Origin of the sequence: Pseudomonas helleri (assembly GCF_045830615.1) — a bacterium.
GTDB lineage: Bacteria > Pseudomonadota > Gammaproteobacteria > Pseudomonadales > Pseudomonadaceae > Aquipseudomonas > Aquipseudomonas helleri.
The window spans coordinates 3611200-3633632 of sequence record NZ_CP174501.1; the positions used below are offsets into that span (position 1 = coordinate 3611200).

Below are 22433 nucleotides of genomic sequence, written 5' to 3' on the forward strand. Positions count from 1 at the left end.
GAGGCTGCGATGCGGGCCGCAGGAACGCCAAAACGGGGGTCGCTTCGCAACCTATCGCAGCCTCGTGCCTCGTGCCTCGTCAGCGACTACGGGATTTAGATCACAGCTGATTGAACAGGCTGAGCTGGGAGATTTTGACGAACGCCAGTTGCGAGGCTTCGAGCATGGATTTCTGGAAGGCCAGTTGGGTTGCCGCGCTCGCGGTGTCGGTGTTGCCGATGGCCGCGGTGGTGGAGTCGTTGGCCAGGCCCATGCTGGTGTTTTCGTCGAATTGAATGTCCACCGCGTTCAACCGCGCACCAATTGAGCCTCGGGCGGTGTCGATGCTGGCGCTGGCGTTTTTCAGGTTGCCAATCGCGGTGTTGATTGCGTCACGCTGCATGCGCGAGGCCGCCGCGTCTTTTTCACTCGGCACTACCAGCGCCTTGCGCAGCTCGCTGATGGTGTCCAGCGCGCTCTGGCTTTGGTGGTTGTTGTTGCTGACAACAAACTGATCGCCCGAAGCCGGGGTGCCGGTGAAGTCAAATTTGACGCCCATGGCTTCCAGCGAGCCATCGGCCAGGGTGCCCTTGGCAATCGACTTGCTGCTGTCGGTCACCGGCTGCGCGTAGACCTCGTACTCGGTGGCGCTGGTGAACTTGATCACCGCGCCATTGCTCGGAAAGCTGTCGCTGTAGGTGCCCGCGTTGGTCACGTTGGAGCCGGTGATTTGCGCCGTCGAGCTGTTGCTCGGGGTGCGCGAGGCATTGAAGGTGTCGGGCTTGGCTTGCAGGGTGAAGGTATGGCCCTTGACCGCCGCGTCCTGGTCGGTCGGGGCAATGTCCTTGAGGTTCAGGTTGATGTCAAAAGACACCCCGCGCAGGCTGATGCTGTGCGCGCCCTCTTTGGTCGAATCGAACACGCCGTTGCCCGGGATCTCAGAGGTCACGTCTTTGCCGTCGGCATCTTTGAGGGTGTATTGGGTGCTGCTGGTGAATTCCAGGGTGTACGGCTGGCCTGCGGCAAAGCTCTTGTTGAACACCGCGCTGGAGGTCACCAGACCCGATGACACGGCAACCACGCCTTTGTCCGGCACCACCGCACCGTCCGGGTCGAGCATCGGCTGCAAGGTGCTTTGAGTGCGCCCGGTGTTCACCGAGTTCTCCATAAAGCTTTTGGCCGTGTCACTGCCCGCCAGGGTCAGGGTGTCCGAGACCTTGAGGTTGAGCTGAGTGTCATCGCCCTGATAGGTGTAGGTGCCGTCGTTGTTGCGGATGTACGGCTGGGTGTCGGTCTTGGAGCCCGAGAACATGTAGTTGCCCGCGGAATCTTTGCTGTTGAGCAGGCTGAACACCTGGTCTTCGATGCTGCCCAGTTCATTGGCCACCGCCAAGCGGTCGGCGTCGTTGGTCAGACCACCCGCCCGCAGCGCCAGCTCACCGGCTTTTTGCAGGGAGTTATTGATGCTGTCGAGCACGCTTTCCTGATTGCTCAGCGACGACTTGATGCTGTCCATGTTGGCGGAGTACTGGCCCAGCATGTCTTTTTGCTGCTGCAGTTGCAGCAAACGTGCGGCCCCCACCGGATCATCGGCAGCGGTCTGGATGCGCACGCCAGAGTCGATCTGCTGCTGGGTCTTGATCACCGACGAGAAGTTGTTCTGGTAAGTGGTGCTAGTCGACTCAAAAAACTGGGCAGTGGAAATACGCATCGTCGAGTGCTCCCTTAAAGACTGTTGATCAGCGTGCTGAAGGTTTCTTGCGCCGCTTTGATGATTTGCGACGATGCGGTGTAGTACTGCTGGAACTTGACCAGATTGGACGCTTCTTCGTCCAGGTTGACCTGCGACACCGAGTTGCGGGTTTGCGTGGCGTACGCCAGGGCGGCCGTGTTGGCGGTGCCGTCGACGCTGGCCTGGCTGGCTTTGCCGCCGACCTTGGAGACCAATTGGCTGTACGAGGTGCCAAGGCTCGCCCCGCCCCCGCCGCCGGTCACGCCCACGGTCTGTTTGGTTTGCAGGCCCAACAGTTGGTTGGCGTTGCTGTTGTCAGCCTTGCCATCCTTGTTGAAGCGAATATCAAAACTGTCCCCTTTGGCCGGCGAGCCGCTGAGGGTGGTGTCGAAATTGACGGTTTTTGGCGTGCCGTCCGGGTTGGTCACCGCCGCGCCCGAGGCATCGAGCACCGGCACCTTGATCGTGACTTTGTTGTCCTGACCCGGAACGATGGTGCCTTCGCCGATCTTCTCGCCCTTTTCATTGAGGATGCGATAGCCCTGGGTGCCGCCGCTGGCTTCGTCAAAGGCAATGCGCACCGGCATCGCGCCTTCGATTTCGCTTTGCGCTTTGCCCAGGTCCGCGCCGCCATAAATATTCAGCGCTTGCGACAGGCTCAGGCCGCTCGCCGCACCAGTGCCGCTGTTGGAGCCGCCTTTAACGGCCACCAAAGGCCCGGCGAACGCCAATTTACTGGCATCGGTCATTTGCACGTTAAGGCTGCTGGCGCCATTGGCGGTGGGGCTGACTTTGAAGCTGTCGCCCTTGCTCAACGCGCCGCCATTAAGGCTCATGGTGAAACCGTCGATCACCGCCGGCGGGTCTTGATCGAGCTTGAAGGCGCCCATGTTGGTGCCGTCCGAGCGCTTGACCGTGTATTCGTTGTCGCTGGTGAACGTGACCTGATAGTCGTAGGTGGTCAGTGCGCCGCTGTTGGTGATTTTTACATCGAGGTTGCCCGAGCCTGCGCTGTTGCCAGTCGCGGCCAAGCTACGCTGGCTGATCGCCTTGTCGCTATTGATGCTGCTGAACAGGGACGAGCCAAATTCGCCGTTGGCGTCCAGCCCCTGCCCCAACTGCTGGTTGAAGGCATCGGCCAACACGATGGCTGTGCGCCCCAGTTCATTGATGGACGGGGCCAGCACGTCTTCGCGATAACGCAGCAGGCCGCCGATTTTGCCGCCAGTGAGCACCGAAGTGACGTCGGAACTGGACTGCGGGTAGTTGATCTGGATGCTGAACTGGCTTTTGTCGGTTTTGCTGGGCACCGCCGACAAGGTGTTCGAGGTATTGCCCTGCACCAGCGCCTGACCAGTGCCGAGGGTGATGTCGTACACGTTGTCATGCTCTTGAACCGACACCCCGACCAACTCGTTGAGGGTGCGCACCGCTTCGTTGCGGGCGTCCATCAGGTCGTTGGGGGTGTTGCCCGCCGTGGTGGCCTGGGCAATTTGCTTGTTCAGCGAGGCAATGGTGGCCGTGTGCTGGTTGACCATCGAGGTCAGGGTGTCCAGCTGGCTGTTGATGCCGTCGTTCTGCTGGTTGAGCTGAGTCGAAATCGAGTTGAAGCGGTTGCTCAGGGTTTGCGCATTGGTCAGCAGCAATTGCCGCGTGGAGCTGTCGCCTGGCGCCCCGGCCGCTGTTTGCAGGGAGGCGAAGAAGCTGTTCAGCGCTGACGACACACCGGTGCTTTTGTCCGAGAGCAGTTTGTCGATCGAGCCGATCTGGTCGAGATACGCCTGGGCGTCGCCGTTGAGCGATGTGGTGGCTTGCAACTGGGCGTCGAGATAGGAGTTGTACACCCGGCGTACGTCGGCCAGGGTAGTCCCGGTGCCGATAAACACCCCGCTCACCTGCTGCGAGCCCGCGCTGCTCTGCACCACTTGCTGACGCGAGTAGCCCGAGGTATTGGCGTTGGCAATGTTATTGCCCACGGTGGCCAAGGCCCCTTGGCTGGCGTTAAGCCCCGACATCCCGATGTTGATCAAACTCGCCATGGTTCAAACCTTATAAATGCGTGAGAGAACCCGTCGAGACGTAGCTCTGGTAGGTTTTCATTTGCTTGGCAATCTGCGAAATCTTGCTCGCGTACTCAGGGTCGGTCGCGTAACCGGCCTTCTGCAATTCACGAACAAACTGCTCTGGTTTATCGGCTGCGTTGAGCACATCTTTATAACGATTGTTGCTCTGCAGCAGGGTCACCAGGTCGTGGAAGCTGTCTTGGTAGGAGTTGTAGGAACGGAAGTCCGCCGTCTCCTTGACCATCTGCCCGTCACGGAACTCACTGGTAATGGCCCGCGCCTGCGCGCCCTGCCAATTGCCGGTGGCCTTGATGCCGAACAGGTTGTAACTGCTGTTGCCGTTTTGTTGACGCATGACCGATTTGCCCCAACCGGTTTCCAGCGCCGCTTGCGCGACCAGATACAGCGGGTCGACGCCGATTCGGTCGGCCGCCTGCTGCGCCATCGGCAACATGGTGGCAACGAACGCATCCGGCGACTCAAAGGCTTGTTTGGCCGGTGCCAACGGCGGCTGAGCCACGGCGCGGCCATAAATCTGCATGCGCCCGTGCACCCCGGAGGCGCTGAGCATCGGCTGTCGGCTGCCCTTGATCACCGCGTCCAGCGCCGGGCTGGTGCGGCCCGGCACGGTGCTGGTGTTGACGGTTGAGCGCGCCGGGTCAGCCGACGGCACAATCCCGGCCAACAGGCGGTCGGTCAATTTGCTCGGTAACGCCAGACGACGCTGGTTAAGCATCGCCATGTCATTTTTGTGCCCGCCATCGACCGCAGGCGTGGCCACCCGTGCAGCCCACAAGGCGCGCTGGCCGTTGGAGCGCACGAACGGGCTGTTCGTGGCAGTCGTCGCAGGCGCAGTGACCTTGGTTTCTGCGGCCACAGCAGGTGTGGCGGGTACGTCACCCGGCACTACCGATTTGTTTTTCGACATCTGGCGCATCAACACGTCGGCCAAGCCAATGCCGCCGCCCTGGCGTGACAATGTCACCGACAGTTGCTGGTCGTACATTTCTTGATACTGCTTGGCCGCAGGCGTGTTCAGCGGGTTGTCCTTGCCCAGCACTTCGTTGGCCGATCGCATGGACTTGAGCATTTCGTTGAGGAACAGCGACTCGAATTCCTGCGCAACCTTGCGCATATTGCCGTCGCTGTTACGGTCGCCGACCTTCAGGTTGTTCAGACGATTGAGGTCGCTGAACGCCCCCGAATCGCTGTCACTAACGACACCACTCTTACGCATGTCCATGCCGTAGGCCTCAGATCACGATCAGGTCGGCTTGCAAAGCGCCGGCCTGTTTCAGGGCCTCGAGGATCGCCATCAGATCCCCCGGCGCCGCACCCACCTGATTCACCGCCCGGACGATTTCGTCGAGGGTGGTGCCCGGACCGAACTTGAACATCGGCTTGGCTTCTTGCTGGGCGTTGATCCGCGAGCGCGGTACTACGGCCGTCTGGCCGTTGGACAACGGGCCCGGCTGGCTGACGATCGGGTCTTCGGTGATGGTCACGGTCAGGCTGCCGTGGGTTACCGCCGCCGGCGATACCTTGACGTTCTGCCCGATCACGATGGTGCCGGTGCGCGAGTTGATGATGACCTTGGCCACGGCCTGACCCGGATCCACTTCGAGGTTTTCCAGAATCGACAGGTAGTCAACGCGCTGACTGGGGTCCAAAGGCGCGGTGACGCGGATCGAGCCGCCGTCAATCGCCTGGGCCACACCCGGCCCCAGCAGGTCGTTGATTTTGTCGACCACGCGCTTGGCGGTGGTGAAGTCGGAACGGTTGAGGTTCAGGGTCAGGCTGTTGCCCTGATTGAAACCGCTGGGCACGGCCCGCTCGACCGATGCACCGCCCGGAATGCGCCCGGCTGACGGTACGTTGACGGTGATTTTCGAGCCGTCACGGCCTTCGGCGTCAAAGCCGCCGACCACCAGGTTGCCTTGGGCAACGGCGTAGACGTTGCCGTCAATACCCTTGAGCGGGGTCAGCAACAGTGTGCCGCCGCGCAGGCTTTTTGAGTTGCCGATGGACGACACGGTGATGTCGATCACCTGCCCCGGCTTGGCGAACGCGGGCAGATCGGCGCTGATCGACACCGCGGCGACGTTTTTCAACTGCACGTTGCCCGAACCCGGCGGCACTTTGATGCCGAACTGCGAGAGCATGTTGTTAAAGGTCTGCAGGGTGAACGGCGTTTGCGTGGTCTGGTCGCCCGTGCCGTTAAGCCCGACCACCAAGCCATACCCAATCAATTGGTTGGAGCGCACGCCCGAAATGCTGGCGATGTCTTTCAACCGCTCGGCGTGAGCGCCCAGGGTTGTCGACAGCAGCAGTACGGCTGCCAGCAGGTGCTTGAGATTCGGCATGGTCGGTCCGGTCAGAAAGGGAACAGTGGGCTAAGGAAGAAGCGGTCAAACCAGCCCGGCTGGCTGGCATCGGCAAACGAGCCCGTCCCCGAATAAGTAATGCGCGCATCGGCCACGCGGGTCGAGGACACGGTGTTATCGGTAGAGATGTCATCCGCCCGGACCAGCCCGGCGATTCGCACCAGTTCGTCGCCAGTGTTCAAGGTCATCCACTTCTCGCCGCGCACGGCGATGATGCCGTTAGGCAGAACGTCGGCCACCGTCACAGTGATCGAACCGGTCAGGCTGTTGCCCTGCCCGGCCTTGCTGTCGCCCTTGGTGGCACGGCTGCCGCTGTAGCCTGCGTTGAGGCTCAGGTCAGCACCGCCCAACGGGTTGTTGGTGGTCATGCCGCCACCGAACAGCGAGGTCAGGCCGATGTTGGTGTTGCTGTTTTTACCGATGGCCGAGTTGGCGTTTTTGCTCGCCTGGGTGCGCTCGTTCAAGGTGATGGTGATGATGTCACCTACCCGGAATGCCTTTCGGTCGCTGTACAGGTTCTGTTCAAAACCGGCCTGGTAAATCGAACCGTTGTTCGCCGCAGCCGGCAGCGGCGTGCGCGGCAGTACCGGGGCGTAGTACGGATCGTTAGGGCGTGGCGGCGGGCTGACACAACCCGCCAGAAAAGTAACGCCACCCAGTGCCAGAACAGAAATAAAGCGTTTCATGACCTCTCCCGCTTCACGTAATTACAGATTTTGCGTCACAAACGACAACATTTGATCGGCGGTGGAGATCACTTTGGAGTTCATCTCGTAAGCACGCTGAGTGGTGATCATGTTGACCATCTCTTCAACGGTGCTGACGTTCGAGGTTTCGAGGGTGTTCTGCATGGTGGTGCCGAAACCGTTCAGGCCCGGCGTGCCGATTTGCGGCGCGCCGCTGGAGGCGGTCTCAAGGAACAGGTTGCCGCCCTGTGCCTGCAAGCCGGCCGGGTTGATAAAGTCGGCGGTTTGCAGGTTGCCGATGATCTGCGCAGCGGCGTTGCCGGGCACGGTGACCGACACGGTGCCGTCCTGGCCGACGGTGAACGTCTCGGCATCGGCAGGCACGACAATCGCAGGCTCCAGGGTGAAACCGCTGGCGGTGACGATCTGGCCGTTGGAATCAAGGTGGAAAGTACCGTCACGGGTGTAGGCCGTGGTCCCGTCGGGCTGCATGATCTGGAAAAACCCGCGGCCATTGATGGCCATGTCCAGCGGCTGCTCGGTGGTTTGCAGGCTACCGGCGGTGAAGTTCTTTTGCGTGCCGACAATGCGCACACCGGTACCCAGTTGCAGGCCGGAAGGCAGCTCGCTGTCTTGGGTCGATTGCGCGCCGGGCTGGCGTTTGATCTGGTAGAGCAAGTCCTGGAACTCAGCACGATCACGCTTGAAGCCGGTGGTCGAGACGTTGGCCAAGTTGTTGGAAATTGTCGTCAGGTTGGTGTCTTGTGCAGCCAAACCCGTTTTTGCAACCCACAGTGCCGGAAGCATGCGTGCTCTCCTCGTGCGCCGGTTTTTCGGCACAACGTGTCAGTAATTAGCTCATGGCCAGGACGCGAGTCATGGCCTGGTCGTCTTCTTTGGCGGTGTTCATCATTTTGATGTGCAACTCGAACTGCTTGGACAGGGCCAGCACCGAGGTCATCTCTTCGACGGCATTCACGTTGCTGGCCTCCAGAAACCCCGAGGTCACCCGCACATTGGCGTCGAATGGCGCAGGCTGGCCGTTGGCGGTGTGGATCAGACCGTCGAGACCTTTAGTCATGGAGCGCAGGTCCGGTTGAACCAGCTTGATGCGGTCCACTTCAGCCATCACGCGCGGGCCCTCACCCATGGCGCGAATGCTGATGGTGCCGTCTTCGCCCACTTCAATTTGCTGCTGCGGCGGCACGGCGATCGGCCCGCCGTTGCCCATGACCGGCATGCCGTTGCCGGCCCGCAGAATGCCCAGCGAGTCGACATTCATGCTGGCGGTGCGCACATAGGCTTCGCTGCCATCAGGGGCCTGCACGGCCAGCCAGCCATCGCCTTTGACGGCGATGTCCAGGTCACGCCCGGTTTGCACCAGCGCACCCGGCGTGAAATCCGTGGCAGGTCGCTCGGTCATGGCAAAGGCCCGCGCAGGAAAGCTGTCGCCAAACACCGGCATCGAACGCGCCTGTTCCAGATCGCGCTGAAAGCCGTTGGTTGAGATGTTCGCCAGATTGTTGGCATGTGCCTTTTGCGCCAGAGCATTCTGACTGGCGCCGGTCATTGCCACATAAAGGTACTTGTCCACACTCATTCCTCTGCCTGACGGACGCTTGCCGCCCACCGCTGTACTGAATGGGTACTAGCAATTTGCGCACCAACTTTTTATTGACGGTGCAAAGGCCGTGCTGGCGGGGCTTGAGGAGGTTTATGTGGCGTCACACAAATGGCAAACCGGCGTGGTTATGCCGGTTGCGGCAAAGGGCGGCCTGTTAAAGCCCTCACCCTCACCCTAGCCCTCTCCCGGAGGGAGAAGGAACCGATTGGGAGATGCTGGAGTTTTTTTGCAACCTGAAGGCCTTGCACTGAATCCAAAAGCTCTAATCCCGACCAGGCTTGATGATGTCGTGCTCGCGCAGTTTGTTGGCTATGGTGGTGTGCGATACGCCCAAGCGCTTGCCCAGCAGGCGGCTGCTCGGGTGTTCGGAGTACAGGCGCTCCAGCACAGCTTTTTCAAAGCGGCCGACGATTTGGTCCAGCCCGCCTTCCATCGAGAATTCGCCCAGCGGCTGGCGCACGCCGTAGTCCGGCAAGCGGATGTGTTCGGCCTTGACCACGCCGCCATCGCACAGCGACACCGCCTGGAACAACACGTTTTCCAATTGCCGCACGTTGCCCGGCCAATGGTAGTGGCTCAAGCGGTCCATGGCCGCCGGGGCCAGGCGCGGCAACGCACAGCCAATTTGCCGACTGGCCTGATCGAGAAAATGCTCGACCAACGGCTCAAGGCCATCCAGGCAATCGCGCAGCGGCGGGATGTGCAACGACAATACGTTGAGGCGGTGGTAAAGGTCCTGACGGAATTCGCCACGGGCGCACAGCTCAGACAAATCCACCTGCGTGGCGCACATCACGCGCACATCGAGGTAGACCTCTTCGTCGCTGCCGACACGGCGAAAGCAACCGTCCTGCAGAAAGCGCAACAATTTGACCTGCAAACGCGGGCTCATTTCGCCCACGCCATCCAGAAACAACGTACCGCCAGCAGTCAGCTCCAACAGCCCCAACTTGCCCTCGGCCCGTGCCCCTTCGAATGCACCCGGACCGTAGCCAAACAGTTCGGTTTCGGCCATCGACTCGGGCAAACCGGCGCAGTTGAGCGCCATCAGCGGCGATTGCCCACGCGGGCTGGCCAGGTGACAGGCGCGCGCCAGCAATTCTTTGCCGGTGCCGGTTTCGCCTTCTATTAATAGAGGCGCATCCAGCGGCGCCATGCGTCGGGCTTCACGGACCACGGCGGCCATGACTTTTGAGCTTTGGAAAATACTGTCGAAGCCGCGCAGTTCCTGCTTACGCACGTTGTAAATCTGCTCACCCAGACGGTCGGCCCGGTGCAAGGTAAGCACCGCACCGGCCATGGCTTCGCTGTCATCGTGTTCCAGTTGCAGTGGCGCGATGTCAGCGAGGAACACATGCCCCTTGATCTTGACCCGCAGGCCGTTGATCCGCGATTTGTTGGCCCGCACCAGCTCCGGCAAGTCGAAGTCTTCGGCGTAGCGCGATAGGGCAATGCCCGGCACTTCATCGACGCGCACGCCGAGCAACTGCGCCGCCGCACGGTTGGCCGCCACAATCGAGCCGCCCATATCGATGGAGAGCACGGGGAATTCCAGCGCGCCGAGCAAGGCGTTGAGTTCCATGTGCCTGCGTTCGCTGGGCATCAACCCTACACGTTTGACGCCAAAAACCCCGGCGATGGTTTCAAACTTCGGGCGCAGCGCCTGGAACTGAAGGTTGATCAGATTTGGGCAAAACAGGTAGATCGCATTGCCCTGATCGCCGCCCACCTCGCCGCGCTTGACGTTGATGCCGTAGGCCACCAACAGATTGAGGATGTCACGCAGGATGCCAATCCGGTTTTGGCAGTGGACTTTGATACGCATGGGGCAAGGCTCGGTTGTGTCTTTATTGTAGGAGCGAGCTTGCCTCGCGATCTGTTGATCTTTTTAAAAGATCGCGAGGCGAGCTCGCTCCTACAGGGGTGTGTATTTGTTCGGGAGAGCATTTTGCTGTCACGATTTTTTGACGATTTTGCAATTACTCACGCAAGAATGACAGTTCAATTCTCTTGTCGTAACGAATTATTTACGGAATGCGCACTCCATTCAGATAATTGACACGCTTGCCCGGCTGCATACGGCCAGCACTTGGGATATCACTTAACCAACGAATACCCGCCGTCCCTGACAGAACAATAAAAACGATTTCTCTGCGGAGAGCACCATGAAGCACACGAAATACGTCGCCCGTGAGCCGGATGCCAATGGCTTTATCGACTACACACCCGAGGAACACGGGGTGTGGAATACGCTGATTACCCGCCAGCTCAAATTGCTCGAAGGCCGTGCCTGCCCTGAATACTTGCAAGGCATCGAAAAACTCGGCCTGCCCCACGACCGCATCCCGCAACTGGGCGAGATCAATAAAGTGCTGGGCGAAACCACCGGCTGGCAAGTTGCCCGCGTGCCGGCTTTGATCCCCTTCCAGACCTTTTTCGAATTACTGGCCAGCAAGCAGTTCCCGGTGGCAACGTTTATTCGTACCCGTGAAGAACTGGATTACCTGCAAGAGCCGGATATTTTCCACGAGATTTTTGGCCATTGCCCGCTGCTGACCAACCCGTGGTTTGCTGAATTCACCCACACCTACGGTAAGCTCGGCCTGCAAGCCAGCAAAGAACAGCGCGTGTATCTGGCCCGCCTGTACTGGATGACCATCGAGTTCGGTCTGGTGGACACCCCTGAAGGCAAACGCGTGTATGGCGGCGGAATTCTGTCTTCGCCTAAAGAAACGGTTTACAGCTTGTCTTCAGAACCTGAACATCAGCCATTCGATCCGCTGGAAGCCATGCGCACGCCGTATCGAATTGATATTTTGCAGCCGCTGTATTTTGTTCTGCCGGACTTGAAGCGCCTGTTTGACCTGGCCCACGAAGACATCATGGGCATGGTTGAAAAAGGCATGGAGCTGGGCTTGCATGCGCCCAAGTTCCCGCCCAAGCCGAAAGCGGCTTAACCCTTATTTTTTTCAAGACCAATAAAAAATCGATTTCAGGAATACACCATGAGCACATTGAACCAAGCCCACTGCGAAGCCTGCCGCGCCGATGCTCCACAGGTCAGCGACGAAGAGTTGCCGATTCTGATCAAGCAGATCCCGGAATGGAACATTGAAGTTCGCGACGGCATCATGCAGCTGGAAAAGGTTTTTCTGTTCAAGAACTTCAAGCACGCTCTGGCGTTCACCAACGCCGTTGGAGAAATCTCCGAAGCTGAAGGCCATCACCCGGGCCTGCTGACCGAATGGGGCAAAGTGACCGTGACCTGGTGGAGCCACTCGATCAAAGGCCTGCACCGCAACGACTTCATCATGGCTGCGCGCACCGATGACGTTGCCAAAACTGCCGAAGGTCGCAAGTAATGCACTTCTCAGCCATTGGCCGCGTGCCGGGCGATCCGATTCTGGGGTTGATCGACGCCTATAACCAGGACACCAACCCGAACAAATTCGACCTGGGCGTGGGCGTCTATAAAGACGCCAACGGCCTGACCCCGATTTTGCAGTCAGTCAAACAGGCCGAACAGCGCCTGGTAGATCAGCAACAGACCAAAACCTACATCGGCGGCCACGGCGACAGCCGTTTTGGCCAACTGATCAGCGAACTGGTACTGGGCACTGATTCGCCGCTGCTGGCGGCCAAACGTGCGGGCGCCACGCAAACGCCGGGCGGTACCGGCGCATTGCGTCTGGTGGCCGACTTTATCGCGCACTGCCTGCCAGGGCGCGGAATCTGGCTGAGCGACCCGACCTGGCCGATCCACGAAAGCATTTTCGCCGAAGCCGGGTTGAAAGTGGGTCACTACCCCTACGTGGGCCGCGACAACAGCCTCAACGTGGCCGCCATGCTGCACGCCCTGGAGCACGTACCCAAGGGCGACGTGGTGTTGCTGCACGCGTGCTGCCACAACCCGACCGGCTTTGACCTGTCGCAAGACGACTGGCTGCAGGTGCTGGATGTCGTGCGTCGGCGCGAACTGCTGCCCCTGATCGACTTTGCCTATCAGGGCTTCGGCGACGGCCTGGAAGAAGATGCCTGGTCAACACGCCTGTTCGTGAGCAAACTGCCTGAAGTGCTGATCACCAGCTCTTGCTCGAAGAACTTCGGCCTGTACCGTGAGCGTGTCGGCGCGTTGATCGTGTGCGCCAATGACGCCGAAAAACTGACCGATGTGCGCAGCCAACTGGCGTATCTGGCGCGCAACTTGTGGTCCAACCCGCCTGATCATGGCGCCGCCGTGGTGGCGACCATCCTCGGTGATGCGCAGCTCAAGGCGCAATGGGCCGCCGAGGTGGAAGCCATGCGTAGCCGCATCGCCCAGTTGCGCAGCGGTTTAGTCGAGGCGCTGACGCCGTTCGGTCTGGCCGAGCGCTTTGCGCACATCAACCAGCAACGCGGGATGTTCTCGTACACCGGGTTGAGCACCGAGCAAGTGCAAGTGCTGCGTGAAAAACACAGCGTTTACATGGTCGGCTCAGGGCGCGCCAACATGGCCGGGGTCGATGGCACCCGTCTGGAGTTGCTCGCCAAGGCCATTGCACAGGTCTGCCAGCACTAAAAACCGTGTAGGAGCGAGCTTGCCTCGCGATCTTTTGAGCATTTAAAAGATCGCGAGGCAAGCTCGCTCCTACAGGCCTGTTACAAGATGAATAAATCGCCACAATCGGCGCCAGACGCAATAAAAAGACAAATTGTCACACTCCCTCCTGTATCCTGCCCTTGCTTTTTAAAAGCGCCGATTTACCCAGCGATTTAAAAACACACCTTACGAGGAGCGCGACGATGCACGAGATCCCAAACCTCCCCTTCCCAAGCCTGCATGAAACTCAGCAGCCAACCCCGCAACACACCAGTGGCGAAAACCCCGCACTGGAAGAGGCTCCAGACAGCCTCCAGGCCGACAGCGAAGACTGACCGGCCATCTATCAGGCGGTGCGAAAAGCTTCAGGTTTTTCATACCGCCTGACACAATTGCGGCACCCTTCTCTTCTCGCGGACAACAGCGTGACTGACACCTTTAGCGACACCCAGGCCAGCGTCCTGATCGGCACCGCCGAAAAAATGATCGAGCTCTGGGAGCGTCTCAGCCCACAAAAGCAGGCCCTGCTGCTTAAGCGCTTCGGCACCCAGGAAAACGCACTGGCTGCTTTAATTGCGACACAATTGGTTGCACCGTTGTAATCTGCACCTTACCGCTCCCCGCAGGACCCCTACCCAATGCCTGAAACACAACGCCCTATGGCAATCACGCTGCAAGTGGTTTCCATCGTTCTGTTTACCTTTATCGGCTATTTGAACATCGGCATCCCGCTGGCCGTATTGCCCGGTTACGTTCACAACCATCTGGGCTATGGCACGGTCATCGCCGGGCTGGTGATCAGCGTGCAATACCTGGCCACGCTCCTGAGCCGCCCTTACGCCAGCCGCATCATCGATAACCAGGGCAGCAAGCGCGCAGTCATGTACGGCTTGGCGGGTTGCGGCTTGAGCGGTGTGTTGATGCTGACTTCAAGCTGGCTGGCAGCGGCACCTGTCTGGAGCCTGGCCAGCCTGCTGCTGGGCCGGCTGGTGCTGGGCAGCGCTGAAAGCCTGGTGGGTTCGGGGTCGATCGGCTGGGGCATTGGCCGGGTGGGCGCCGCCCACACCGCCAAAGTCATCTCCTGGAACGGCATCGCCAGCTACGGCGCCATTGCCATTGGCGCACCACTGGGCGTGGTGATGGTCGGGCATTTGGGCATGTGGAGCCTGGGCGTGAGCATCATTGCCTTGGCCACGCTGGGCTTGCTGCTGGCCTGGCCAAAAGTGGCCGCGCCCATTGTCAGCGGCGTGCGCTTGCCGTTCCTGCACGTGCTGGGCCGGGTGCTGCCCCACGGTACAGGCTTGGCGCTGGGTTCGATTGGTTTTGGTACCATCGCCACCTTTATCACCCTGTATTACGCCACCAACCACTGGGAAAACGCCGCGCTGTGCCTGAGCCTGTTTGGCGCCAGCTTTATCAGTGCGCGGTTGCTGTTTGGCAACATGATCAACCGCCTGGGCGGCTTTCGCGTCGCCATTGCCTGCCTGAGCGTCGAAACACTGGGCTTGCTGTTGCTGTGGCTGGCGCCTGACCCGCATCTGGCCTTGGCCGGTGCGGCGCTGAGCGGTTTTGGCTTTTCGCTGGTGTTTCCGGCGCTGGGCGTTGAGGCGGTCAACCTGGTGCCCGCCTCCAGCCGAGGCGCAGCGGTGGGCGCCTACTCGCTGTTTATCGACCTGTCACTGGGCATCACCGGGCCGCTGGTGGGCGCGGTGGCGGCAGGTTTTGGCTTTACCTCGATCTTCCTGTTTGCAGCACTGGCGTCGTTTAGCGGGGTGCTGCTGAGTGTTTACTTGTATCGGCAGGCAAAGCTTGCACGAGGCAGTTAAGAACAACCCCCTTCTGGCTGAGGTCTTTTGACTTAAAAGTCCACCTTGCCCCGCCCGGCTTTGATGCTGCCGCGTTTGGTCTTGGATTCGAGGCGACGCTTTTTTGAGCCCAGGGTCGGCTTGGTCGGGCGGCGCTTTTTTTCGACCTTGGTCGCGCTCACGATCAATTCAAGCAAACGCTCCAGCGCATCCGCCCGGTTCTGTTCCTGGGTGCGGTATTGCTGCGCCTTGATGATCAACACCCCGTCACTGGTGATGCGGCTGTCACGCAGCGCCAGCAGTCGCTCTTTGTAAAAAGGCGGCAAGGATGAGTTGGGGATGTCGAAGCGCAAATGCATGGCACTTGAGACTTTGTTGACGTTCTGCCCGCCCGCGCCCTGGGCACGAATGGCCGTCAGTTCGATTTCGGCATCGGGAATGTGCACGTTGTTGGAAATCACCAGCATTACAAAGGTCCATCAGCAGGGCGTGCAGCATACCCCACAAACAACACACCCGGCGCGGTGGCCGGGTGTGTTGTTTAACCGATCAATTTACTTGGCCGGGCTGTAAACCTCAGCGGAGGCTTGTTCTACACGCTTGGGTTTCAACCAGTAGCAGAGCCCCATAAAGGCCACCCAAATCGGCATTGCGAACACCGAGATGCGAATGCCCGGGATCAACAGCATGATCACCAGAATGAACGCTACAAACGCCAGGCAGATGTAGTTGCCGTACGGGTACCACAGTGCCTTGAACAGCGGGGTTTGCGCGGTTTTGTTCATGTGCTGGCGGAATTTGAAGTGCGAGTAGCTGATCATCGCCCAGTTGATCACCAGCGTCGCAACCACCAGCGACATCAGCAGTTCCAGCGCGTCGTGCGGCATCCAGTAGTTGAGCAGTACCGCAATCACCGTCACTGCTGCCGAGGCCAGAATGGCATTGACCGGCACGCCGCGCTTGTCGATCTTGGCCAGCGCTTTGGGCGCATCACCCTGCTGCGCCATGCCCAGCAGCATACGGCTGTTGCAGTAGGTGCCGCTGTTGTACACCGACAACGCCGCAGTCAGCACCACGAAGTTGAGGATGTTCGCTGCGGTGTTGCTGCCCAGCATCGAGAACACTTGTACAAACGGGCTGCTGCTGTAGCTGTCGCCACCGGCGTTGAGGGTTTCAAGCAGCGAGTCCCACGGGGTCAACGACAGCAGAACCACCAGCGCACCGATGTAGAAAATCAGGATGCGGTAGATCACCTGGTTGATCGCTTTAGGGATCACCGTGCGCGGCTTGTCGGCTTCTGCTGCGGTGAAACCGAGCATTTCCAGACCACCGAACGAGAACATGATGAAGGCCATGGCCATCAGCAAACCGGTCACGCCGTGCGGGAAGAAACCACCATGCGACCACAGGTTGCTGACGGAAGCTTGAGGGCCGCCGCTACCACTGGTGAGCAAGTAACTGCCCAGGGCGATCATGCCGATAATGGCCACGACCTTGATGATCGCGAACCAGAACTCAGCCTCACCAAACACTTTGACGTTGGTCAGGTTGATCACGTTGATCAGCACGAAGAAGGCTGCCGCAGAGGCCCAGGTCGGGATCTCGGGCCACCAGTAGTGCACGTATTTACCGACCGCTGTCAGCTCCGACATGCCCACCAGGATGTACAGCACCCAGCAGTTCCAGCCCGACAGGAAGCCGGCAAAGCCGCCCCAGTATTTATGCGCAAAGTGGCTGAAGGAGCCGGCAACGGGCTCTTCGACGATCATTTCGCCGAGCTGGCGCATGATCATGAAGGCAATGAAGCCGCAGATGGCATAGCCCAGAATCATTGATGGACCGGCCGATTTCAGTACCCCGGCCGAGCCGAGGAACAGGCCAGTACCAATCGCGCCGCCGAGGGCAATCAACTGGATATGACGATTTTTCAGGCCGCGTTTAAGCTCACCTGATTGCGAGGTTTTTCCACTCATTGAAAGCGTTCCACACAAGGTTTGATGTGATTCAGTGCGATGTAGCTTGAGCACCAGAGGCAGTGATCGAAGGGTCTACAACACACATCAAACCCCAGCGCAGACGCCAGGAATCCAAAGTTGTTTCACGAGTCATGCGTCACCTGTTTGTTTTTATCTGTGACGGAATCGAACCCGCAACGCTTGTGGCGATGCGGAGTTAACAAGGCGGGTTAGCCTCGAGGTTTTGGCCACTCATCACGGGGTTGAGCAGCGCAAAAAGCGCGGGTACGCAATTGGGTCACAGTTAAAACGCGGCGCATTGTACACCCGCTCGTAGGCAAGATCCCATCACACCGCCGTTTGCAAGACGAAACAAGCCAATAAACGGTCAGAAATGGTGCAAGCAGCCAGCTTTCCGGAAAGTATTCTTTACACAAGGGGTAAAACGGGCAGTTGCGCCGGATAACCTGTTGATTTTGTAGAGATAGCGTTACGGAGCGTAAAGAAATATTTCCACGTGGAAACCTGATTTTGTAGGAGCGAGCTTGCCTCGCGATCTTTTAGAAGATCAAAAGATCGCGAGCAAGCTCGCTCCTACAGGAGATGTGTGATTTGCAGGCATAAAAAAACGCCAACCCTTTGGGGGTTGGCGTTTTTTTCACAGCGCCGCAGGTTTACTCAGGCTTGCGACGACCAAAGCCTGGACGCTGACCGGAACCGGACGGCGCGCCTCGACGCTTGCCGGACGGCGCATCATCAACCAGCTTTGGGCCAGAACGCGTCGGCTTGGCCGGGCGCTTGCTGATTTCGCTCGGACGCTCGGCGATCGGTGCACCGCGCCCTGCCGGTACGCGGTCAGTGCGACCGGACGGCTTGCGGGCCGGACGGGCAGACTCATCACGGGCCGGACGACCTGGACGCTCACCTTCGATGTGCGGCTGGCGCGCTGGACGCGGCGCAGCCGGCTCACCATTGGCCGGGCGCAAGGTACGTGCAACACGGTCAGCACGCGGTACCGGGCGCGACGACTTGCGCTGCATACGCTCAAGCTTGTCTTTGCTCTTGGCGTTCATTTCAGGCAAGGCAACCGGCGTAAGGCCGACTTCAGCACTGAGAATGTCGATTTCGTACTGGCTCATTTCGCGCCAGCGACCCATCGGCAGGTCAGAGTTGAGGAACACCGGACCGAAACGCACGCGCTTCAGACGGCTGACCACCAAGCCCTGAGATTCCCACAAACGACGCACTTCACGGTTACGGCCTTCCATCACCACGCAGTGGTACCAATGGTTGAAGCCTTCACCGCCTGGCGCTTGCTTGATGTCGGTGAAACGCGCAGGGCCGTCTTCCAGCACTACGCCCGCCTTGAGGCGTTCGATCATCTCGTCATCGACTTCGCCACGCACACGTACCGCGTATTCACGGTCCATTTCGTAGGAAGGGTGCATCAGGCGGTTAGCCAGCTCACCGTCGGTGGTGAACATCAGCAAACCGGTGGTGTTGATGTCGAGACGACCGATGTTGATCCAGCGGCCTTCTTTTGGACGCGGCAGCTTGTCAAACACGGTCGGACGGCCTTCCGGGTCGTCACGGGTGCAGATTTCGCCGTCGGGTTTGTTGTACATGATCACGCGGCGCACCGATTCGGCGGCCTCTTCACGCTTGATCACCTTGCCATCGATGGAGATGGCGTCATGCAGATCTACGCGCAACCCAAGGGTTGCATCCTTGCCATTGACCTTGATGCGGCCTTGGCTGATCCAGCTTTCTACGTCGCGGCGCGAGCCGACGCCGATACGGGCGAGTACTTTTTGCAGTTTTTCGCCTGCCGGGCCAATTTCCTGGCTGTCTTTAGGGTCTAGATCACTCATCTGGGCACCTCCCGGTGTGTCAACTCAGGCGTGGCCTGAGGTGTTAAAAATTAAGCCCTGCTGCTCGAACGAGCGCGTGGGGGTCGCGAATCATACGCGGATGTTGGCCATTGCGCATCAATGTCGGGTGATGAAGGCGCCGACTTACTTCTTTTTCCGCCGGCCGGTGACCTTCAGAGTCTTCAAACGCAGGGCGGCTTCGGCCAGCACGGCGCGTTTTTCATCCTTGTCGAGTTTCTTCCAGCTTTTGATTTCACGCTTGCTGCGCCCGCAGCCGATGCAGATGTCATCGGTGAATTTGCAGAGGCTGATGCAGGGGTCTTTCATGGTGGAATCTCTCAAAATCCCTGTAGGAGCGAGCTTGCCTCGCGATCTTTTGATCTTTAAAAGCTCGAGAGGCAAGCTCGCTCCTACAAGGGGTGTGTCAGTCTTCGAGATCGCGGCGTTCCTGTTCGATGGCGTCGGCCAGGGCGCGGGCTTCGAGTTCTTCTTCACTCAGGGTGGCCCGCGCTTCCAGGGCCGCTACGGCAGCACGCAAGCGATCACGCGCCAGCTCCGCCGCGCTGAGCCGTGGCTCGACCTCAGGGTGCGGTTCTGGCTCAGGTGCTGGTGCTGGCTCTTGCTCTTCACTTGCCGCTTGCAGCTCCTCGCTGACTGCTGCCTCTTCCCTCAACAAATCATCAAAGTCAGTTTTAAGACCTTCTTCCATCGAGTCCAGTTCCACCAGCAAGGTGCGGAAGCTGGTCTCGTCCTTGGGCTCTTCAGGCTCCAGGCTTTCGTCTGCCAGGGCTTGCAGGTGCTCGGGCACAGGGGCGTCGTCGAAGTCGAGGATCGGGTCTGGCTCCAGCTCGCGCAACTCGGCCAACGGCGGTAAATCGTCGAGGTTTTGCAGGTTGAAGTGGTCCAGAAACGCCTTGGTGGTCGCAAACATCGCCGGTTTGCCCGGCACGTCGCGGTAGCCCACTACGCGGATCCATTCGCGCTCCAGCAGGGTTTTGACGATGTGGCTGTTGACCGCCACGCCGCGCACGTCTTCGATCTCGCCACGGGTGATGGGCTGGCGATAGGCAATCAGCGCCATGGTTTCGAGCATCGCCCGTGAATAACGCTGCGGGCGCTCTTCCCACAGCCGCCCGACCCACGGCGAAAACTTCTCGCGTATTTGCAGGCGATAGCCCGAAGCGACTTCCTTGAGTTCAAAGGCGCGGCCATCGCACGACTTGCGCAGCATATCGAGGGCCTTTTTGAACACGGGCGGTTCAGGCCGTTCGCTCTCGTCAAACAGCTCAAACAGTCGCTCCAGACTTTGCGGCTTTCCGGAGGCCAACAAAAAGGCCTCCAGCAGCGGTGCCAGTTCGCGGGGTTCAGTCAAATTCATGGTTTCAGCTCTTTATTCGGCTCGCGCCCGCACGTGGATTGCCGTGAAGGGCTCATTTTGCACCAACTCGACCAGCGACTCTTTGACCAGCTCAAGAATGGCCATAAAGGTCACGACCACGCCCAAACGCCCTTCTTCTACGGTGAACAGCTCAACAAACGGCACAAAACCGCCGCCTTTGAGACGCTCAAGTACTTCACTCATGCGCTCTCGCGTGGACAGGGCTTCACGGCTGACCTGATGGCTTTCGAACATGTCGGTACGGCGCAGCACTTCGGCCATGGACATCAGCAGCTCTTCGAGCGCGACGTCCGGCACCAGCTTGCGCGCCCGTGCTTCGGGGGCGTCGAGTTTGGGCACGATGATGTCGCGCCCTACCCGGCTCAAGCCATCAATGCCTTCCGCTGCCGCCTTGAATCGCTCGTATTGTTGCAAGCGGCGGATCAGTTCGGCACGCGGGTCGCCTTCTTCCTCTTCGACCTCGGCCGAGCGCGGCAGGAGCATGCGTGACTTGATTTCGGCCAGCATCGCGGCCATCACCAAATACTCGGCGGCCAGCTCCAGACGCACGGTTTTCATCAGTTCGACATAGCCCATGTACTGGCGGGTAATTTCCGCCACGGGAATGTCCAGGATGTCGATGTTTTGTTTGCGGATCAGGTACAGCAGCAAGTCGAGCGGGCCTTCAAACGCGTCAAGAAACACCTCCAGCGCATCCGGGGGGATGTACAGATCCATCGGCATTTCAATAACGGCCTGGCCATAGACCATGGCAAACGGCAGCTCTTGCTGGGCACCGGCTTGCTCATCAACCGCTTCTACTACGTCCAGGTCTGACATCAGGCCTCGACCATAAACGGCGTCGGATCACCACAACCTACCCGCACCACTTCGGGATCGTCACCGGCAAGATTGATGACAGTCGACGCTTTATGCCCCCCAAAACCGCCATCAATAATCAGATCGACGTGCTTTTCCAGCTCCTGGCGAATCTCGTAAGGGTCTTCCATCGGCTCGGTTTCACCCGGCAGGATCAGCGTGACGCTCATCAGCGGCTCGTTCAGCTCTTGGAGCAGTGCCAGGGCAATGGGATGCTGCGGAACGCGCATACCGATGGTGCGCCGCTTGGGGTGCAGCAGCAGGCGCGGCACTTCACGGGTAGCGTTGAGGATAAAGGTGTACGGCCCCGGCGTGTGAGCTTTGAGCAAACGGAACACGCCAGTATCCACCCTGGCAAACACACCCAATTGCGACAGGTCGCTGCACATTAAAGTGAAGTTGTGTTTATCGTCCAGGTTACGCAGGCGCTTGATTCGCTCGATCGCGGTTTTGTCGCCCATCTTACAACCCACGGCGTAGGACGAGTCGGTGGGATAGATCACCACACCACCCTCTCGGATGATCTCGACTGCCTGTTTGATCAGGCGCGGCTGCGGGTTTTCCGGATGGATCTGGAAAAATTGACTCACGTTATGTTCCTGTTCAGTCGGTGGCAGCAGGCTGGTCATATTTGAATCGACACCACAATGGCGGCAGATCTTCCGGGACGGGGCGATATTCTCCGATCTCGGACCAACCTCCAGGGCCATGAAAATCACTGCCGGCGCTGACCAGCAGACCAAATTCACGCGCCAGAATCGCCAGGCTGCCCACCTGATCGGCAGGTTGGTAGCCATTGACGACCTCAATCGCGTGACCTCCCGCTTGAATATAGTCGCCAATCAGCCGACGTCGCTTGCTGCGCGTGAAATCGTAGTGCGACGGGTGCGCCAGGCTCACCCAGGCACCGGCTGCACGCAAGGTGCCGACGGTCTCTTCAAGGGTTGGCCAATGCTGTTTGACGTCGCCCAGCTTGCCAGCGCCCAGCCATTTGCGGAACGCTTCGGCGCGGTCTTTGACGTACCCGGCCTCAACCAGGTAGTCGGCAAAGTGCGGACGGGCCGGGGCATTGCCGCTGTCGCCCAGGCCTTGTTGAATGGCCCGTGCGCCTTCCAGCGCGCCGGGCATGCCTTTAAGGGCGAGCTTGCGGCTGATTTCTTCAGCGCGCAGCCAACGGCCTTCGTGCAGTTTGGCGATGGCCTCAAGCAAGGCCGGGGCCTGGGTATCAAACCCGTAGCCCAGGACATGAATGGTTGCGCCACCCCAGGTGCACGACAATTCAATGCCGTTTACCAGCGTCATGTTCAAGGCCAGCGCCGCCGCGCGGGCTTCTTCGAGGCCTTCAAGTGTATCGTGATCGGTCAGGGCCAGGACTCGCACACCTTTCTCGAACGCACGCGCAACCAGTGCCGCCGGCGCCAAAGCGCCATCAGATGCCGTGCTATGGCAATGCAAGTCTATTTCCACGGGGATTTAATAACCTCTAGCTGACGCTTTC

The 22433-nt window shown here is 59.5% G+C and carries 22 protein-coding genes; 6 read left to right on the forward strand and 16 right to left on the reverse strand.

Annotated features, from left to right (window positions below):
- Positions 1 to 100: 100 nt before the first annotated feature.
- The 8 genes from ACJJU9_RS16245 to ACJJU9_RS16280 all read right to left on the reverse strand — a co-directional run bounded on the left by ACJJU9_RS16245 (position 101) and on the right by ACJJU9_RS16280 (position 10293).
- Positions 101 to 1690 carry a flagellar hook-associated protein 3 gene (locus ACJJU9_RS16245; RefSeq protein WP_407728990.1) on the reverse strand — a complete coding sequence of 530 codons (1590 nt, stop codon included), beginning with the start codon at positions 1688 to 1690 and terminating at the stop codon, positions 101 to 103.
- Between the two features lie 14 nt (positions 1691 to 1704).
- Positions 1705 to 3750: a flagellar hook-associated protein FlgK gene (flgK, locus tag ACJJU9_RS16250; protein ID WP_407728991.1), complete on the reverse strand. Its 2046-nt coding sequence runs from the start codon at positions 3748 to 3750 to the stop codon at positions 1705 to 1707.
- 10 nt (positions 3751 to 3760) lie between these two features.
- The gene (gene flgJ, locus ACJJU9_RS16255; RefSeq protein WP_048386073.1) at positions 3761 to 5017 is read right to left on the reverse strand and encodes a flagellar assembly peptidoglycan hydrolase FlgJ; all 1257 of its coding nucleotides are present in this window, start codon (positions 5015 to 5017) and stop codon (positions 3761 to 3763) included.
- A gap of 10 nt (positions 5018 to 5027) precedes the next feature.
- Positions 5028 to 6137, reverse strand: coding sequence for a flagellar basal body P-ring protein FlgI (locus ACJJU9_RS16260; RefSeq protein WP_048371451.1), 1110 nt, complete (start codon positions 6135 to 6137; stop codon positions 5028 to 5030).
- Between the two features lie 11 nt (positions 6138 to 6148).
- A complete protein-coding gene (gene flgH, locus ACJJU9_RS16265) occupies positions 6149 to 6844 on the reverse strand; it encodes a flagellar basal body L-ring protein FlgH (protein ID WP_048371453.1) in 696 nt (231 codons plus the stop codon).
- 21 nt (positions 6845 to 6865) lie between these two features.
- Positions 6866 to 7651 (reverse strand): flagellar basal-body rod protein FlgG, encoded by a 786-nt coding sequence (gene flgG / locus ACJJU9_RS16270; RefSeq protein WP_048371455.1) that lies wholly within the window; start codon positions 7649 to 7651, stop codon positions 6866 to 6868.
- Between the two features lie 46 nt (positions 7652 to 7697).
- Complete coding sequence (locus tag ACJJU9_RS16275) at positions 7698 to 8438, reverse strand: flagellar basal body rod protein FlgF (RefSeq protein WP_048371638.1); 741 nt, start codon at positions 8436 to 8438, stop codon at positions 7698 to 7700.
- Positions 8439 to 8730: 292 nt separating this feature from the next.
- Entirely contained in the window at positions 8731 to 10293 is a 1563-nt protein-coding gene (locus ACJJU9_RS16280; RefSeq protein WP_048371457.1) for a sigma-54-dependent transcriptional regulator, read from the reverse strand.
- Between the two features lie 340 nt (positions 10294 to 10633).
- Between ACJJU9_RS16280 and phhA the strand changes: the two genes are divergently transcribed.
- From phhA to ACJJU9_RS16310, 6 genes are all read left to right on the forward strand, one after another.
- Complete coding sequence (gene phhA, locus ACJJU9_RS16285; RefSeq protein WP_407728992.1) at positions 10634 to 11425, forward strand: phenylalanine 4-monooxygenase; 792 nt, start codon at positions 10634 to 10636, stop codon at positions 11423 to 11425.
- Between the two features lie 48 nt (positions 11426 to 11473).
- Entirely contained in the window at positions 11474 to 11830 is a 357-nt protein-coding gene (locus ACJJU9_RS16290; RefSeq protein WP_407728993.1) for a 4a-hydroxytetrahydrobiopterin dehydratase, read from the forward strand.
- Entirely contained in the window at positions 11830 to 13026 is a 1197-nt protein-coding gene (locus tag ACJJU9_RS16295) for an amino acid aminotransferase (protein WP_407728994.1), read from the forward strand. The genes ACJJU9_RS16290 and ACJJU9_RS16295 overlap by 1 nt, the downstream gene beginning before the upstream one ends.
- A gap of 224 nt (positions 13027 to 13250) precedes the next feature.
- A complete protein-coding gene (locus ACJJU9_RS16300) occupies positions 13251 to 13382 on the forward strand; it encodes a hypothetical protein (RefSeq protein WP_407728995.1) in 132 nt (43 codons plus the stop codon).
- A gap of 90 nt (positions 13383 to 13472) precedes the next feature.
- Positions 13473 to 13649 (forward strand): hypothetical protein, encoded by a 177-nt coding sequence (locus ACJJU9_RS16305; RefSeq protein ID WP_088500399.1) that lies wholly within the window; start codon positions 13473 to 13475, stop codon positions 13647 to 13649.
- Positions 13650 to 13685: 36 nt separating this feature from the next.
- The gene (locus ACJJU9_RS16310; protein ID WP_407728996.1) at positions 13686 to 14873 is read left to right on the forward strand and encodes an MFS transporter; all 1188 of its coding nucleotides are present in this window, start codon (positions 13686 to 13688) and stop codon (positions 14871 to 14873) included.
- A 32-nt stretch (positions 14874 to 14905) separates the two neighbouring features.
- Here ACJJU9_RS16310 and arfB read toward each other — a convergent pair whose 3' ends face one another.
- From arfB to ACJJU9_RS16350, 8 genes are all read right to left on the reverse strand, one after another.
- A complete protein-coding gene (arfB, locus tag ACJJU9_RS16315) occupies positions 14906 to 15319 on the reverse strand; it encodes an alternative ribosome rescue aminoacyl-tRNA hydrolase ArfB (protein WP_048371466.1) in 414 nt (137 codons plus the stop codon).
- A gap of 87 nt (positions 15320 to 15406) precedes the next feature.
- Positions 15407 to 16825, reverse strand: a complete 1419-nt coding sequence (locus ACJJU9_RS16320; protein WP_153336748.1) for an amino acid permease — start codon at positions 16823 to 16825, stop codon at positions 15407 to 15409.
- 656 nt (positions 16826 to 17481) lie between these two features.
- Positions 17482 to 18678, reverse strand: coding sequence for a 23S rRNA pseudouridine(2605) synthase RluB (gene rluB / locus ACJJU9_RS16325; RefSeq protein WP_048371470.1), 1197 nt, complete (start codon positions 18676 to 18678; stop codon positions 17482 to 17484).
- Positions 18679 to 18822: 144 nt separating this feature from the next.
- Positions 18823 to 19005: a DUF1289 domain-containing protein gene (locus ACJJU9_RS16330; protein WP_407731003.1), complete on the reverse strand. Its 183-nt coding sequence runs from the start codon at positions 19003 to 19005 to the stop codon at positions 18823 to 18825.
- A gap of 97 nt (positions 19006 to 19102) precedes the next feature.
- On the reverse strand, positions 19103 to 20056 hold the full coding sequence (gene scpB, locus ACJJU9_RS16335) for an SMC-Scp complex subunit ScpB (protein ID WP_407728997.1): 954 nt from the start codon (positions 20054 to 20056) through the stop codon (positions 19103 to 19105).
- Positions 20057 to 20068: 12 nt separating this feature from the next.
- On the reverse strand, positions 20069 to 20767 hold the full coding sequence (locus ACJJU9_RS16340; RefSeq protein ID WP_164488149.1) for a ScpA family protein: 699 nt from the start codon (positions 20765 to 20767) through the stop codon (positions 20069 to 20071).
- Positions 20768 to 20895: 128 nt separating this feature from the next.
- Positions 20896 to 21525 (reverse strand): L-threonylcarbamoyladenylate synthase, encoded by a 630-nt coding sequence (locus ACJJU9_RS16345; protein WP_407728998.1) that lies wholly within the window; start codon positions 21523 to 21525, stop codon positions 20896 to 20898.
- Positions 21526 to 21538: 13 nt separating this feature from the next.
- Positions 21539 to 22402 carry a PHP domain-containing protein gene (locus tag ACJJU9_RS16350; RefSeq protein WP_314918815.1) on the reverse strand — a complete coding sequence of 288 codons (864 nt, stop codon included), beginning with the start codon at positions 22400 to 22402 and terminating at the stop codon, positions 21539 to 21541.
- Positions 22403 to 22433 lie beyond the last annotated feature (31 nt).

Bases quoted from the DNA above. Each gene is read 5' to 3' on its own strand.
- scpB (WP_407728997.1), bottom strand. From the start codon at position 20,056: ATGAATTTGACTGAACCCCGCGAACTGGCACCGCTGCTGGAGGCCTTT.
- flgJ (WP_048386073.1), bottom strand. From the start codon at position 5,017: ATGGACATGCGTAAGAGTGGTGTCGTTAGTGACAGCGATTCGGGGGCG.
- ACJJU9_RS16300 (WP_407728995.1), top strand. From the start codon at position 13,251: ATGCACGAGATCCCAAACCTCCCCTTCCCAAGCCTGCATGAAACTCAG.
- ACJJU9_RS16320 (WP_153336748.1), bottom strand. From the start codon at position 16,825: ATGAGTGGAAAAACCTCGCAATCAGGTGAGCTTAAACGCGGCCTGAAA.
- ACJJU9_RS16290 (WP_407728993.1), top strand. From the start codon at position 11,474: ATGAGCACATTGAACCAAGCCCACTGCGAAGCCTGCCGCGCCGATGCT.
- ACJJU9_RS16310 (WP_407728996.1), top strand. From the start codon at position 13,686: ATGCCTGAAACACAACGCCCTATGGCAATCACGCTGCAAGTGGTTTCC.
- flgG (WP_048371455.1), bottom strand. From the start codon at position 7,651: ATGCTTCCGGCACTGTGGGTTGCAAAAACGGGTTTGGCTGCACAAGAC.
- ACJJU9_RS16260 (WP_048371451.1), bottom strand. From the start codon at position 6,137: ATGCCGAATCTCAAGCACCTGCTGGCAGCCGTACTGCTGCTGTCGACA.
- ACJJU9_RS16280 (WP_048371457.1), bottom strand. From the start codon at position 10,293: ATGCGTATCAAAGTCCACTGCCAAAACCGGATTGGCATCCTGCGTGAC.
- ACJJU9_RS16295 (WP_407728994.1), top strand. From the start codon at position 11,830: ATGCACTTCTCAGCCATTGGCCGCGTGCCGGGCGATCCGATTCTGGGG.
- arfB (WP_048371466.1), bottom strand. From the start codon at position 15,319: ATGCTGGTGATTTCCAACAACGTGCACATTCCCGATGCCGAAATCGAA.
- ACJJU9_RS16330 (WP_407731003.1), bottom strand. From the start codon at position 19,005: ATGAAAGACCCCTGCATCAGCCTCTGCAAATTCACCGATGACATCTGC.
- flgH (WP_048371453.1), bottom strand. From the start codon at position 6,844: ATGAAACGCTTTATTTCTGTTCTGGCACTGGGTGGCGTTACTTTTCTG.
- phhA (WP_407728992.1), top strand. From the start codon at position 10,634: ATGAAGCACACGAAATACGTCGCCCGTGAGCCGGATGCCAATGGCTTT.
- rluB (WP_048371470.1), bottom strand. From the start codon at position 18,678: ATGAGTGATCTAGACCCTAAAGACAGCCAGGAAATTGGCCCGGCAGGC.
- ACJJU9_RS16245 (WP_407728990.1), bottom strand. From the start codon at position 1,690: ATGCGTATTTCCACTGCCCAGTTTTTTGAGTCGACTAGCACCACTTAC.
- flgK (WP_407728991.1), bottom strand. From the start codon at position 3,750: ATGGCGAGTTTGATCAACATCGGGATGTCGGGGCTTAACGCCAGCCAA.